Source organism: Arcticibacter sp., from assembly GCF_053551015.1.
Genome location: NZ_JBMQOB010000018.1, coordinates 224,117 through 238,334, shown reverse-complemented (window position 1 = coordinate 238,334; position 14,218 = coordinate 224,117). Strand labels below are relative to the sequence as shown.

The window sequence follows — 14,218 nt, the reverse complement described above, 5'->3', positions numbered from 1 at the left end:
CGGGAACTATCGTTGATAAACTTTCTCCCCATTGAGATAGGTTGTCAGCACCCTGCCTTTCAGCAGCTCTTCGGCTTTTACCTTCATCAGGTCAAGATCCATTATAATAAAGTCGGCAAACTTGCCTGGCTCCAGACTTCCTTTTTCCGACTCTTCGAAATTACCTTTGGCAGCCCAAATCGTCATTCCGCGCAATGCATCTTCCCTGCTTAGCGCATTCTCGATCTGAAAACCTGCCGTCGGATAACCTTTCGCATCCTTTCTAACGACTGCAGCATAGAATGTATTCAGCGGATCTATCTTTTCAACAGGAAAGTCAGTACCCAGGACCAACCAACCATTCTGTTTTAACAGATCCTGATAAGCATAAGCACCTTTGAGGCGATCCGCACCGAGGCGGTCTCCCGCCCAATACATATCAGAAGTGGCATGGGTAGATTGTACCGATGGAATGACAGAGTACTGTGCAAAGCGGCTGAAATCTTCCGGAGAGATCACCTGCGCATGTTCGATCCGCCAGCGTTTGTCATTCTTACCTTTCAACACCTCACCATAAACATTCAGAATCTCGCGATTGGCTGAATCGCCGATGGCGTGCGTACACATTTGAAATCCTTTACTGTAGATGTTTTCAGCCACTTCGCGAAAATGCTTTTTATCACTCAGGAGAAATCCGCGATGATCGTGCTTGTCGGCATAGGGACGTAACAGGCATGCACCACGTGAACCAAGCGCACCGTCCGCAAAGACTTTGAAAGACCTCACGTTCAACCCATCGGTTTTATACATACCTTTTTTAAAGGCATATTCATAATTGGCCGGCCTATCAGAAAGCATCACATACATCCTCATTTTTAGATTCCCTGCTTTCTGCAGACTGTCAATAAGGTCCACCGCCTGGTGATCCAGTCCGCAATCCGTTACAGAGGTAAGACCAACAGCAAAGCAATTCCGTTGAGCATCTAACAATGCCTTAGTATAGTGTGCGGTGCCAGACGCCGGAATCTTCTTCGCTACAAGATCGATGGCGTTATCAATCAATATACCAGTCAGCTTTCCATTCAGCATTTCTACTTCACCCCCGGTGAGGCTTGTTCCGGGCTTCAGCCCCGCCTCCCTGATCGCGGCATCGTTAACGATGGCAGCATGCCCATCTATCCGCGAAAGAAATACCGGCCGCTCCGGAAAGAGCTTGTTTAATTCCTGATTCGTCGGGAAATTCTTTTCTTCCCAATCATTCTGATCCCAGCCGTTTCCAATAATCCAGCCTTCCTTGTTCTTCTGCGCGAAAACAGTCAGCTTCGCAAGCACTTCCTTCCAGCTTATTGTGCCGGTCAGGTCAACCTGCTGCAGCCCCTCTCCGTATAAAAGAAAATGTGAATGCCCATCGATAAAGCCCGGATAAACCGCCTTACCAGCTGCGTCTAGTTCTTCCGCTCCGCGGTAGGCTTTCCTGATCTGTTCAGAGGTTCCCAATTCCAGGATCTTCCCATCCTTCACCGCAAAAGCTTCCGTGATGGCAAACTGATCATCAACAGTGTACACATTGGCATTATAGACAATCAAATCTGCGTCTTTGGAAGATGTGCAGGAACTCAAAACAACGGCCAGACAGAAAAACATCAGAACTTTCATATCTAAATATAGCTATCTGGGAATAAAATCTCCAATTCTGTTCTCCACCAATCTGATATTCATCTTTGGCGGCACAGGGGTGCAATGCCGACATACTTATAAGGTGCCAGGTACAAGTCCCGCAAGCCAAAAGGCAGTGCCCGGCTGTTGAACAACTCTATTGTGCGAGGCTATAGAATTCAATCTGAATCCGATACTGACTCAACACGCTTTCTGTGTACAGCATTAGTAGAGATGGATAAGAAAAGCCCACAACAAGGCATGTGTACGAAGGGAGGTTGAGCCTGAGGATGGAGCGGACTAGTCAAGCTACTCCCTATTTAATTCCTGATAGATTAAGAAGGATTACTGCGGCCCGTACTTTGATCATCGTTCCGGATGCCGCGTTGATTGGTCTTAATATCGCCTTTAAGCTTACCAAACTTATAGATCACCCGTATATTGAACCGGCGATAGTAGATATCGTTGAAAGATCTCTGATTGAAATTAAGACCACGGATACTATAGTCGAGACGGGCGTATTTGTTAAAGAAATTGCTGCTCGAAACCGATATCGTTGCCTTGTCGGCGAACAAGTCTTTTGACGCATTAAAGGAATAGTAAAGAAAATCGTTGTCGCGGCCCTGCAGCAACACATACCTGCTATCATAAGAGACATCCACACCAAGGCGATATCCTTTCTCAAACCTGTATCGGGTATTGGAGAAAACATGCCCCTGAAAACCAGTATTTGAATACTCCTGCCCGCCAATAAAGCCGTCAAGCGCGATTCGCATAATCTGCGCATCGATAGTGGTGTTCAGGCGGGGAGTGAAGGAATGGGTGACATTCAGGATCAGGCTTGCAGCCTTCCGCTTACCCACATTCAGGTAACTGGTTCTCGATACCTGGTCATTATCTAGCAGCGTGATTTGCTCGATCGTATTATTGGCAAACGCATAGCTGAAGCCCAGGGTAAAGGGATTTTTGGAGTAATTACTGTAGATCAGATCGATTGAATGATTGAGAACCGCCTCAAGATTCGGATTGCCTGATCGTACAAATCCGGGATTGGTATAATCCACAAACGGATTCAGCAGGAGAATACCCGGTCTTTCCATTCGCTGTTGGTACCCCAGGCTGACACTGTTGGATGTGCTGAGGTTTCTCTGTACAGACAGCGAGGGGAAAAGGTTGGTATAGCGCTGATTGATCTGATCGGATGTGATGCTGAAATCCGCATCCACGCTGCTCCTTTCCAGTCGCAATCCTGCTCTTCCATCCCAGTCTTTCCACCTCAGATGATAGGAATTATACAAACTATATATGTTCTGTTGATAATCAAGGTCCTGTGCCGGATTCAGATCGCTCTGAAAGGTGCCGCCGGTACGGTCCAGGTTCTCTGCATCCCACTGACTGAAGTTACTGCGGAAGATTGCCTTGGCACCCAGTTCTATCTCCAGGGAACGAACCGGATGCAGGTAATCGACCTGTGCCGTATGTTCGTGGGACCCGGATCTGTTACGTTGCGAGTAATCGGGCGAGGTATAATTATGAGTATTGAGGTAGATGGCGGTATTGGAGAAGATATCTCTCGAGTGACTGTACTTATACGAGGAGGTAAGCAGTTGCCTTTTAGCCCGTTTGAAAGAAAGCTCGTGATTCAGACTAAGGTCTGTTCCTTTAAGCTCGTTCCCGATATCACTCGCCAGCACATAAGACTGATTCAGCGAGCGCCGGCTGTCCAGGTAGTTGGATACCTGACGAATCTGTTGATCGGAACCGCCCTGATGATATTCCAACTCCGCTGTAAAGAGGTTCAGACTGTCTGCCTGAAAACTAAGCTGAGCACTACCGAAGGAATTATCGCGGTCATGCACCATCGTTCCATCCTGCACCAATTCAGAAGCTACTGCACCGCCGATACTGTTCCTGTATCCTGTGGCCACCCTCTGCTCCACAGGCTGAGCGGTACCGATGTAGCCCTGAAGACCAAATCGACCATAGCGGGCCTTTACATTTACGTTTCCTGAAGGCCCGTTTACCGTATTATAGGTAGACGTAAGATTGACACTATAGCCCTCGCTTAATTTGCGGTGCGTGATGATATTGATGATACCGGCAAGACCTTCAGCATCGTACTTCGCCGGTGGCGTAGTAATTACTTCTATCTTGTCGATATTGTCGGCGGGCATAGCCTTCAGCAGGTCGGCGGGATTATTTGACACCAGGGAAGATGCTTTTCCGTTGATGAGCATACGATAGCTGTTGCTTCCTTTGAGTCGGATGTTGTCGGAGCCGTCAACGGACAAAAGGGGAACCTTTCTGAGCATGTCCAGAGCATTGCTTGCTCTGCTGTCCGGATCGGCCTGAACATCGTAACTCAATCGGTCTGCCTGCTGAATAACCAGGGGCTTGATACCGCTGACAGTAACTACTTTCAAATCATTAGAGAACGGCGACATGCTGATCTTCCCCAGATTAACCAAACCCGATATTACCCTTGATGATTTCGATATCCGGATCTTTACAGGCCTGTATCCAACCAGAGAAAGCGACAAAATATAGTTCTCCACGGGCACTTTCGGAAACTCGAATGCACCGGAAATGCCGCTCTTTGTTATTGTTAGAAGGTTGTTTTGAGCCTCTGACAGGAGAGAAAGAGTAACGTCCATAACGGGGCGCTTCGTAAGGGAGTCTATGGCGACACCCTTTATGGTCATTTTAGGTGCTGAATTCTGCGAGAAACTCGATAATGCAAAAAAAAGCGACAGAAGGGCCAAAAAACTTTGCTTCATGTATCGGATAAGGCGAAATAAATGACCGGCACTGGCTTAAGCCGGATATCAATGTTAAAGATATTATAAAATAATATAAAAAAACTATTAAACTGCTTATAAATAAAAGAAGCAGACCTCTTTAATCCGGCACCCTATCCGAGCTTGATGGCCACTGTGATTGATTGATTCACATACTACATTTTCCATACCCAACATTTTTCTCAACTCATTATTAATCAAGCCCGAATATTTAAATTTACTCAAACGGGATGAATATTACCTAATGCATCAACCGGACGTACCTTTCCTGAAAAACATAAAATATACAAAGATGAGCAAGGACAAGAAAAAAGAGCCCAAGATGGAGGCCAAGAAAGAAAAATCAGAGTATCAGTCGAGTAAAAACTCCGCAGCGAAGTCCGAGCCTGTAGTGGCGAAAAAGAAAAAGTAGCTATCTTTGCGTTCTGAATGACCCCTTAAGCAGGGGTGCATAAAAACACAAAGAGCATGATCGACATCGGAAAATTTAATTACCTCAGAATCGTACAGAAGACAGACACGGGTATTTTGCTGACAGACGGGGAAACGGAGGTAATGATGCCGTACAATCATGCGCCAAAAGTTGCTGAACCGGGCGACCTGATTAATGTTTTCACTTTTCTGAACAAGGAAGGTAAGATCATCGCGACCAACCAGACGCCGTATGCGAGTGTAAACGAGTTTGCTTTTCTGGAGGTAACGGATGCGTCAGAAGACGGGGCCTATCTAGACCTGGGAATCGACAAGGACGTCTATGTGCCTAAACGCGATCAGAAGCGCCCTATGAAAAAGGGTGAGAGCTATGTCGTTTACGTGTATCTGGACGAGAGCAACGGACGGATGCTGGCATCGTCACGCCTGTCCGATTTTGTGGAGGACAAAAACTTCGAGTTCGAAGAAGGTGATGAAGTAAGCCTGCTCATTTCGGAAGAAACAGACCTGGGTTTTAACGCCATCATCAATGAGCGCTACATCGGCCTGCTGTACCATAACGAGGTCTTTACTGACGTACAGCCCGGCGATATCCGCAAAGGCTGGATCAAGAAGATTCGCGTGGAAGGTAAGATCGACCTGACCCTTCAGCCTACTGGCTATGGGCATATCCTGGACACCAAAGATGTGCTGCTTGAAGAACTGAAGAAAAATAACGGCGTGATTCCGCTTGGAGATAAAAGCAGTCCCGGCGACATCTACGAACGTTTCAAGATCAGCAAGAAAGCGTATAGAAAGAGTATCGGCGGCCTGTATAAAGAAAGGCTGATCACGGTATCTGACTATGAGATCAGACTGGTACAGGAAGACTAAGATCTAATAATCCACAAACTGCTGGTAAACCTCCTGCATGCAGGCCTTGCCATATCGAAGGAGCTTTTGTTCTTCTTCGGCAGGAACCCCTTGATTGCGTCTGTAAATTACCTGCTTGCCTACCGTTTCATAGGAGATTGCCTGCTTGGCATCGATCACCCCGATCCCATGGTCCCAGTTAAAGAAGGAGAAATCGCGGGTTTGAGGATTAAGCAGGTCCCGGCTCCAGGGATATGACCGAGCGTCTATATCCAGCTGACTGAGCAGAGTGGATGCAACATCGGTTTGATTACCCACTTTGCTGATCCGGGTGCCCCGAAACTCCGGTTTGATCACATCTCCGAAGAAGATCAGCGGAACGCGGTATCGTTTAGGATCGGAAATCTCCAGGTTTTCAAAAGGGAGATAGTGGCCATGGTCGGCAACCATGATGAACAGCGTGTTTTTATACCAGCTCTTTGTTTTCGCTTCACGGATGAATGCGCCGAGGCATGAATCTGCATAAAATGCAGTACTCCTGAACTTGTTCTGCACATCATCACCTGGAAAATGTGCCTTACCTGGTATGTCAAATGGCTCGTGATTGGTCAGGGTAAGGAACGTACTGAAAAAAGGCGAACGCTTCTGGCCGAGCTGCTCAAGCATCTTTCGGTATACGGCTCCGTCAAAAGCTCCCCACTTGGAACTCAGATCTTTGCTATCGAAGTCCTTCCTGTCGATGATCTCCTGATAATTATGGCTCAACAGGTAAGACTTCATGTTAAAGAAGCGGCTTTCACCTCCATAATAAAAAGATGTGGAATAGCCCTGAGCTCCAAAGGTGGCCGATAATGCAGGGATCTTTACCTGCTTGCCGTTCTCTTTCATAATACTGCGCTTGCCCTGTGCAGGGAATGCACTTAACACGGAAACAACACCTTTGTCGGTACGGCTACCGGATGAATACACCTGATCAAAGAAAAGTCCTTCGCTGATCAGCTTCTCCATCTCGGGACTGACACCCTTCTCTCCTCCAAGGCTCTCCACCACATTCCCTGTATGACTCTCCATGATAATGAGCACGATATTGGGTTTGTCTGTCTGCAGTATCCGGGTATTTTCTCCGGCGGGTGGCGTGTACAGTTCCTTGACGATAGCCTTCGCTTCTTCGGGACGAAAGAAGGCGTAGACATTCTTGTTCTTTTCGCCCGCATTCATCATGTCGTGGATGAGGCTCCATTCGGTATTAACGGCCGCATAGTTGAGGATGGGCTTCAGGGAAAAGTAGGCCATGCTCTCGTTCATCGGCGATAGCTGCCAGCCACCGCGGATAGCCAGAAAGTTGAGTCCCATTAAGAAAAGAGCCAGGGGAAGCTTGATGAAGAAGCTGCCGCGTCTGATTATTTCAAAGCGGACGATCAGGCGAAACAGAAAGACCGAGGCGCCGATGAGCGCTGCGAGAATGAGCAGCGTCAGAAAGATCGGTGAAGAGGCCGTGCTGGCCATGGCTTCGGCTGGTGAGCCAAAAGCAAATTCGAACACCCGGTAGTTCAGTTTGGTGCCCCACTCCCGGTAAATATTGAAATTGATGATTGTCAGTATTGAAAACAGAATAATCAGCAGATAACTGTAAACTTTGATTAGCTTCCGGGGGATAGACAAACGGGGAACCAGCCACAAAACAACATAAACCACCAGCGGAAGGGAACAGATGTAGCCCGCCATAGAAGCGTCCATCCAGAGTCCATAAAGGAAGGTTTGCATGATTTCAGAGATCGGCACCTCATTGAGCGTGTCTGTATTATACAATACAAAGACTGCTCTTTCCAGAAAAAAGAAGATAATCCAGAAGGTAAAATAGCGCAGTAAGACAGTGAGGTTACGAAACATGAAGATCTGCAAAGTTTGGAAAGCAAATATAGCTGATCTAAACAGAATACAGGTTTAAAAAGCTACCCGTATACCAAAGCCCAGCTTGAAAATATCTGTAACAGATAAGGTTCCGGCGTTCTGATAATAGCTCACCAAATAGAGTTCATTGGTATTAAACTCAGAATACACACTCATCGATTTGATATTCAAAGAGGGGGCTATTTTGCGGGTATCGATCTTCACTTCTGTGCCAACGGAGATATGCGGGCGCAGAGCCGTGGACCACCAGTAATAGCCATCCTCATAAGTGTCCTTATCCCATTGGAAGTCAAACTTTGGTCCGAAGTGATAACTGATAAAAGCACCCGGATTCACAGGATACAGCTTAGCCCAGTCGTTCAGTTTCACCTCGAAGGGCCGATAGGCAAATTTGACAGTTGTGATATGCAGGCGCCCACCCCTACTACGCGGAACATAGCCATACATGATGTCGAGTGATCCTCTGTCATTCTTAAAGAGCTCGTAGCCGGCTCCGATACTCATAAAACCAATACTCCCGGCATATTGCGTCAGTGCAGAACTGGGGATCAATTCCTTGTGAAACTGTGCGGCTGCCGTATTGGCACGCGCAAGCAGAAGTCCCGTAAAAAGAGCGCCAATGAGGTATTTAATATTCAATGTTCTTGTAGTTAAGTTTACCATTTATGATTTCGATCAGCATAAACTGACGATTCTCGATGGCATCTGTGATCAGATACGGAATAGGATCACCATAGAAGTAATAGATATCATGGGAGTGTGTATGCGAATAAAGAGCAGCCAGGGTATTCGGCGAAGCATTGATCATGCGCGTGTATCCCTCAACAAGCCTTGGATCGAAATCCATACCATCGGGAGGAACATGCCCGACGGGAATATAGGCATAAACGTCGTCCTGCGGCATCAGCTCCTGTGCCAGCCAGGGCAGATCAGGGACATTACCGCTGAATTTGTCTTCGCGACTGTTGGTATTGTGGCAGATAAACTTCACGCCCTGATACACAAAACTGAAGTTCAGGGGCCCGAACATCCTTTTATAGGCATCTTCACCATTCGCTACAAGATCATGATTACCGATCACACCTATGTATGGCATTTGGAGCTTCGAGAAAATACTGTGCACCCATTCCATCTCCTGTAAGAGTCCGAAGTCTGAAATATCTCCAGCGAGGAGTACGAAATCTACTCCGGGAATTTCATTTACTGTTTTAACGAGTTTTTCAGCGTACTTATACTCCCGCTGACTGTCTCCTGTGAGTACGAAACGAATGGTATCGTCGCCAGGTGTCTGCGCCAGCTTTTCCAGACTCTTCTTGTTGATATCGCGCGGACTTTTCGAATCGGAAGATTGATTGGGGCTGTATTCTATGCTGCTGCAAGCCTGGAGCAGAACAAGGCCTAGAATAGCAACGAACGTAAGTCTTCTGAACATAATGACGCAAATCTGGACTTTATATTTGACTTCCAAAGTCAAAAGGTCAAATAAGAGATTTCTATGACTCTTGTGGTAACGTCACGAATGGGTTCCGGTTTTGCTTAGTCGCGTTCTGTTCAGAAAAACTTCTCGCTGAAGTTCACCAGGTAGAGCTCTTTAACGGCACGGGTAAGGGCAGTATAGAGCCAGCGAAGGAAGTCGGTGTTCATCATTTCGTCGGTCATATAACCCTGATCGACAAAGACCGCATCCCACTGCCCACCCTGTGCTTTATGACAGGTTACCGCATAAGAAAATTTTACATGAAGAGCATTGTAATAAGGATTCTTTTTGAGTTCCTCCATCCGTTTGTTCTTATCCCGGATATCGGCGTAATCTTTCATCACCTCTTCATAGAAACGGCGGCTATCCTCGCGGCTTAGTCCGGGGCCGTCTGCATAAATTGTATCGAGCAAGATTTTGCAGTTCAGTGGTTCTTCATCGGGATAATCTATAAAATCAAGCACCACATCCGCGAAGCGGAAACCATAGAGTTCCTGAATATTGCGAACCTTACGTACCCTGGCAATGTCGCCGTTGGCGATGAAGGCATTTGCAGACTCTTCTTTTTCGAGCCAGAAGTAGTTGTTGCGCACCACCATGAGATAGTCGCCCCCGGTCAACTCATCCTCCCGTGAGAGGATCCGGTTGCGGATCTGCTGGTTGTAATTATTGGCGTTGCGGTTTGACCGGCATACCACCAGGGTATTATCCATACCGAACTTGCTGTAGGCATAGTGAAGACCCTCCGAGAGCTTCTCCCCTGTCATTTGATAGATATCGGGATAGCCGCCGACTTTGAGTCGTGGAAACTCAGCCTTTCCGGTCCGGATCAGCTCCCGCAGATTGGTGGCATTATAGAGGATACCGGAGAGCTTCTGCTGCCTGACGACATCGGTCATTTCATGATAATGCACGTGGAGGCCAAACGCATCTCTGAGTAGTGCGGGGTCAAGCGCGGGACTTGCGTCAGAGCCCACCGGCGGTAGCTGGGCGGTGTCGCCCACCAGCATAAGCTTGCAGTTCTTCCCCTGGTAGACATAAGAGATAAGGTCCTGAAGCAGACCGTGCTTGCCGAAGCCACCCTCCTCGTTGGAGATCATGGACGACTCGTCGACTATAAAGATCGTATCCTCGGCTATATTATGACCGAGCACGAAGTCCATTTCCAGCGTAGCAGCATTCTTCTTCCGGTAGATTTTCTTATGGATGGTGAAAGCCTTGCGGCCCGAATAGTTGCTGATAACCTTCGCTGCGCGCCCTGTGGGGGCCATCAGAGAGGATTTGAGCTTCAGGCGCGGAAAGATCCTCACCAAGGATCCGATGATTGTGGTTTTACCCGTTCCGGCGTAGCCCCGCATAACAAAGCATGCTCTGGGATCTTCGGAGTTCAGAAACCGCTCCAGCTTCTGGAAAACTTCCAGCTGCTGACTGGTTGGATTGAGGCCAAAGTTTTGGTTCAGCAGATCACTTACCTTCATATTGAGATGCAAAAATGCAAATTCCTTCTAAAAAACAGTTAGTTTTGTCGTAATGAACAATGTCGGAACCCTTCATCTGAAAGATAAAACCTACCTGCCAGAACAGGCAGGTTTGTGTGAGTTGCTCATCAAGCATAACAAACATAAACTTTCATACGCCATCAGGAATATACAGACGAACGAGCTGTATGTTATTTATGATGCGGTTCTTTCTGCTCCGATGGAAGATACTTTAGCAGGACTGGGGGCTCAGAATGCCTACCTGAACCAGCGTTTCGGCCGGGTAAAGGTTAGTTCTGAAACGTTCAATTTTGTTTTTATTCCTGCAGAGTTGTATGCAGAAAGCTCATCATCCAGCTTTAAGAACTTTGTTCAGAGCACAAAACCAAGCAGTACGTTGACCAACAGCATGCTGGAGGGCAAGGTTCATGCGATTAGCGCTGTAGAAGATGCGGTTATATCCCCTTTGAAGAAGATGTTTCCTGATGCGGTGATTTACTCTCAATCCGAAGCTCTTATTGAAAGCGCCCTTAATGGAGCGGCTACTGAGGGCATGAAGGTCATCATCCAGTTTAATTCGGGAACCTTCGAGATGGTAGTCGTAGCAAACGGCGAGTTCGTTTTTTACAATATTTTCTCTTTTGAGAATGCCGATGACTTTAACTACTACCTGCTGCTGGTGAAACAGCAGTTCGAGCTTCAGCCGGACACACCCGTGCTGCTGGCGGGCGAGATTGAGAAGTACAGCGAATTATACAGAAGGATTGCACGTTATTTTCAGCATATCCGTTTTAGCGACAGTACCGCGCTGGTGAAGCATCCTGATTCATTTAAGTTGTTGCCATCCCACCAATTCTTTTCATTACTTAGTATGAGCTTATGCGAATAATCAGTGGAAAGCTAAAGGGCCTGCGCCTGAATCCGCCGCCCGGGTTACCCGTACGACCAACAAAGGATATGGCTAAGGAGGCCTTGTTTAACATCTTGCATAATCAGTATGACCTGGAAGAGCTGAAGGTGCTGGATCTCTTCAGCGGAACGGGTAGTGTGTCAGTGGAGTTTGCTTCGCGGGGAGCGCAGGATATTGTGTCCGTAGATCTGGACCGGGGATGCTATAATTTCCTGATGTCGGTTGTGAAGCAATATTCCCTCGAGGCCATCAAACCACAGCGGGGCGACGTGATCCGATACCTACGTGAGGAAACAGATAAGTATGACCTGATATTTGCCGACCCTCCTTACGATATACCCGAGATTCCGCTTATCCCTCAGCTTGTCTTTGAGCGGGAGCTACTGAATCCCGGAGGTGTACTCATTGTGGAACACCACACGATGAAACGACTGGATGATCATCCTAACTTTGTTGAACAGCGAAAGTATGGATATTCATCGTTTAGCTTTTTTGAACTAAAAGAATCGGAATAAACATACTCTGTATTGCGCATGAAGATAGCCCTTTTCCCCGGATCCTTCGACCCGATTACAATTGCCCACGTCGATATCATCAAAAGATCAGTTTCACTGTTTGACAAGGTGGTTATCGGGATTGGAAAGAATAGCACCAAAAACTCATTTCTTAGTCCCGAGACCCGCATTCAGATGATGGAAGCCGTCTTCGCGGACGAGGCGAAAATCGAGGTCACCTCATACGAGGGACTGACGATCAACTTCTGCAAGGAGGTTGGTGCCTTATATATGCTGAGAGGTATTCGTACCGTATCCGACTTTGAATATGAGAAAGCCATTGCACAGATGAACCATGAACTGGAACCCAGCATTGAGAGCATTTTCATCCTCAGCAATCCGGGTTATTCGTCCATCAGTTCCACTATCGTGCGTGACATCCTGAGACATCACGGCGACATCAGCAAGTTCGTGCCCAAAGAGGCGCTGCGTTTCCTATAATTTTACGGTAAGCAGTTCGAGAATATTATTGATCGTTGGATACGTATTTCCACGAATGAGGGCAAATTCGGCTTCTGACATCCAGCGGGCATCTGTAATATCCTCCTCCAACTGCGGGATCAGCTTCTGCTTTTTAGCTTCCATGGTGAACCAACTTGTCTTTTTGAAGATGACCTGTCCACGTTCTTCATACACATGCCAGGTGTTGGTGAGCTTGTCAAGGAGCCGGCCTACTTTAATGCCACACTCCTCTTCTACTTCGCGAACTGCGGCATGTTTTGTCTTTTCACCTTCGTCCAGTTTGCCTTTAGGGAGGTCCCACTTTCCCTTTCGGAAAATGAAGAGATACTCCTGATCAGGTGTGTTTACGACGCCTCCGGCCGCTTTGATGACCTGGTAAGGCTTACGTAACTTCCTGAAGTAATCGCGGGCATCGGGGACCAAAATGAGGTGAGTTTCGGGTCCGCTCTTCTTGGCTTGTTTATAAAAATCACGAAATACAAACGATTGATGATCAATATTTTGAAAATTATCAAGTCCTTTCGGGACAAATTCCGAGATGATTAAAGCTGTTTCGTTAATATAAATTCTATACATTTGTGTCATGATCAACAAAAGTGAGATTGAGCAGAAAGTTGCCGAATTTTTGTTACAAATAAAAGCAATAAAACTTCAACCTACCAAACCATTTACCTGGGCTTCTGGATTAAAATCACCTATTTACTGTGATAATCGTATAACACTTTCATATCCAGCGATTAGAACTTACATCCGTCAAAACCTTTCTGCGTTGATTCAGGAAGAGTTCGGATCTGTAGGCGTTATTTGCGGAGTTGCTACTGCCGGTATTCCACAGGGTGCGCTTGTTGCACAGGATCTGGGACTGCCATTTGCCTACGTACGCTCAAAAGCGAAAGACCACGGTACAGGAAGCCTCATCGAGGGTGAAGTACATGAAGGTCAGCGTGTGGTACTTGTTGAAGATCTAATCTCTACCGGAAAAAGCAGCATTCAGGCTGTTGAAGCCTTGCGTGCCGCAGGTGCAGATGTAGCCGGAATTGTAGCCATATTCAGCTATGGATTACCTGAAGCTACTGAAAACTTCAAGAATGCGAAATGCCGTTTTTCTACGCTGTCCAATTATAATGCTTTGATCGACTATGCATCGGAACATCGTTTTATAACAAAAGAGGATGTTGAACTGTTAAGAAGATGGAGAGACAATCCAGTTGAATGGAGTGAGTCTGCATCTGATTTATCTTAACACCTATGACAGTATTTGAAAGTAAAGAAAATATCAATAAGCCTGTAGAAGAAGTATATACTTTCCTGGCCGACTTTAATAATCATGAGCAGCTGATGCCTGAGATGATCTCAGAATGGCGCTCCAGTACGGATGAAGCAAGTTTCTCCATCCAGAATATGGCCAAGCTGGCGCTAAAGATCTCCAATAGGATTGCCAATACGAGCGTGATCATCGTGCCAGGTTCTCAGGTTCCCTTCCATGTGGAGATGAGATGGCTGGTAGCCGATATGGGCGACAATACCACGGAGGTAGTGCTTACCGTATCTGCAGAACTCAACATGATGATGAAGATGATGGCCAGCGGCCCTCTTAAGAAACTCACTGAGCACGAGGTAACTGCATTGAAGAAGGCTTTGTCGTAAGCGCTCCCCAGGGCTGTGAATTCCCTTTCGGGAATTCTGTATAACAGACAAATCTTCATATA

13 protein-coding genes are annotated in these 14,218 nt (G+C 46.9%); 6 read left to right on the top strand and 7 right to left on the bottom strand.

What is annotated here, in order from left to right; translation table 11 throughout:
• Nucleotides 1–6 precede the first annotated feature (6 nt).
• The gene (locus ACO1NU_RS12830; protein WP_448818889.1) at nt 7–1,635 is read right to left on the bottom strand and encodes an amidohydrolase; all 1,629 of its coding nucleotides are present in this window, start codon (nt 1,633–1,635) and stop codon (nt 7–9) included.
• Nucleotides 1,636–1,970: 335 nt separating this feature from the next.
• Nucleotides 1,971–4,337: an outer membrane beta-barrel protein gene (locus ACO1NU_RS12825; protein ID WP_448818888.1), complete on the bottom strand. Its 2,367-nt coding sequence runs from the start codon at nt 4,335–4,337 to the stop codon at nt 1,971–1,973.
• A 564-nt stretch (nt 4,338–4,901) separates the two neighbouring features.
• Here ACO1NU_RS12825 and ACO1NU_RS12820 point away from each other — a divergent pair.
• The gene (locus ACO1NU_RS12820) at nt 4,902–5,738 is read left to right on the top strand and encodes a CvfB family protein (RefSeq protein WP_448818887.1); all 837 of its coding nucleotides are present in this window, start codon (nt 4,902–4,904) and stop codon (nt 5,736–5,738) included.
• 3 nt (nt 5,739–5,741) lie between these two features.
• Here the strand turns inward: ACO1NU_RS12820 and ACO1NU_RS12815 are convergent, their stop codons facing one another.
• From ACO1NU_RS12815 to ACO1NU_RS12800, 4 genes are all read right to left on the bottom strand, one after another.
• Nucleotides 5,742–7,607 carry an LTA synthase family protein gene (locus ACO1NU_RS12815; protein ID WP_448818886.1) on the bottom strand — a complete coding sequence of 622 codons (1,866 nt, stop codon included), beginning with the start codon at nt 7,605–7,607 and terminating at the stop codon, nt 5,742–5,744.
• A gap of 54 nt (nt 7,608–7,661) precedes the next feature.
• The gene (locus tag ACO1NU_RS12810; protein WP_448818885.1) at nt 7,662–8,267 is read right to left on the bottom strand and encodes a hypothetical protein; all 606 of its coding nucleotides are present in this window, start codon (nt 8,265–8,267) and stop codon (nt 7,662–7,664) included.
• Entirely contained in the window at nt 8,257–9,060 is an 804-nt protein-coding gene (locus tag ACO1NU_RS12805) for a metallophosphoesterase family protein (protein ID WP_448818884.1), read from the bottom strand. Before ACO1NU_RS12805 ends, ACO1NU_RS12810 begins: the two co-directional genes overlap by 11 nt.
• Nucleotides 9,061–9,179: 119 nt before the next feature.
• Nucleotides 9,180–10,583 (bottom strand): ATP-dependent DNA helicase, encoded by a 1,404-nt coding sequence (locus ACO1NU_RS12800; RefSeq protein ID WP_448818883.1) that lies wholly within the window; start codon nt 10,581–10,583, stop codon nt 9,180–9,182.
• Between the two features lie 52 nt (nt 10,584–10,635).
• Here ACO1NU_RS12800 and ACO1NU_RS12795 point away from each other — a divergent pair, with 52 nt between their 5' ends.
• The 3 genes from ACO1NU_RS12795 to coaD are packed head-to-tail and all read left to right on the top strand — an operon-like array spanning nt 10,636 to nt 12,488.
• Nucleotides 10,636–11,472: a DUF3822 family protein gene (locus ACO1NU_RS12795; protein ID WP_448818882.1), complete on the top strand. Its 837-nt coding sequence runs from the start codon at nt 10,636–10,638 to the stop codon at nt 11,470–11,472.
• Nucleotides 11,463–12,008 carry an RsmD family RNA methyltransferase gene (locus tag ACO1NU_RS12790; protein ID WP_448818881.1) on the top strand — a complete coding sequence of 182 codons (546 nt, stop codon included), beginning with the start codon at nt 11,463–11,465 and terminating at the stop codon, nt 12,006–12,008. The genes ACO1NU_RS12795 and ACO1NU_RS12790 overlap by 10 nt, the downstream gene beginning before the upstream one ends.
• Nucleotides 12,009–12,026: 18 nt before the next feature.
• Nucleotides 12,027–12,488, top strand: coding sequence for a pantetheine-phosphate adenylyltransferase (coaD, locus tag ACO1NU_RS12785; protein WP_448818880.1), 462 nt, complete (start codon nt 12,027–12,029; stop codon nt 12,486–12,488).
• On the opposite strand, the gene ACO1NU_RS12780 is transcribed toward coaD, so the two are convergent.
• The gene (locus ACO1NU_RS12780) at nt 12,483–13,085 is read right to left on the bottom strand and encodes an NUDIX hydrolase (protein ID WP_448818879.1); all 603 of its coding nucleotides are present in this window, start codon (nt 13,083–13,085) and stop codon (nt 12,483–12,485) included. The two genes, coaD and ACO1NU_RS12780, sit on opposite strands and share 6 nt — an antisense overlap.
• A gap of 7 nt (nt 13,086–13,092) precedes the next feature.
• On the opposite strand from ACO1NU_RS12780, the gene pyrE reads away from it, so the two are divergent.
• Nucleotides 13,093–13,752, top strand: coding sequence for an orotate phosphoribosyltransferase (gene pyrE, locus ACO1NU_RS12775; protein WP_448818878.1), 660 nt, complete (start codon nt 13,093–13,095; stop codon nt 13,750–13,752).
• 5 nt (nt 13,753–13,757) lie between these two features.
• Nucleotides 13,758–14,156, top strand: a complete 399-nt coding sequence (locus ACO1NU_RS12770) for an SRPBCC family protein (protein WP_448818877.1) — start codon at nt 13,758–13,760, stop codon at nt 14,154–14,156.
• Nucleotides 14,157–14,218 lie beyond the last annotated feature (62 nt).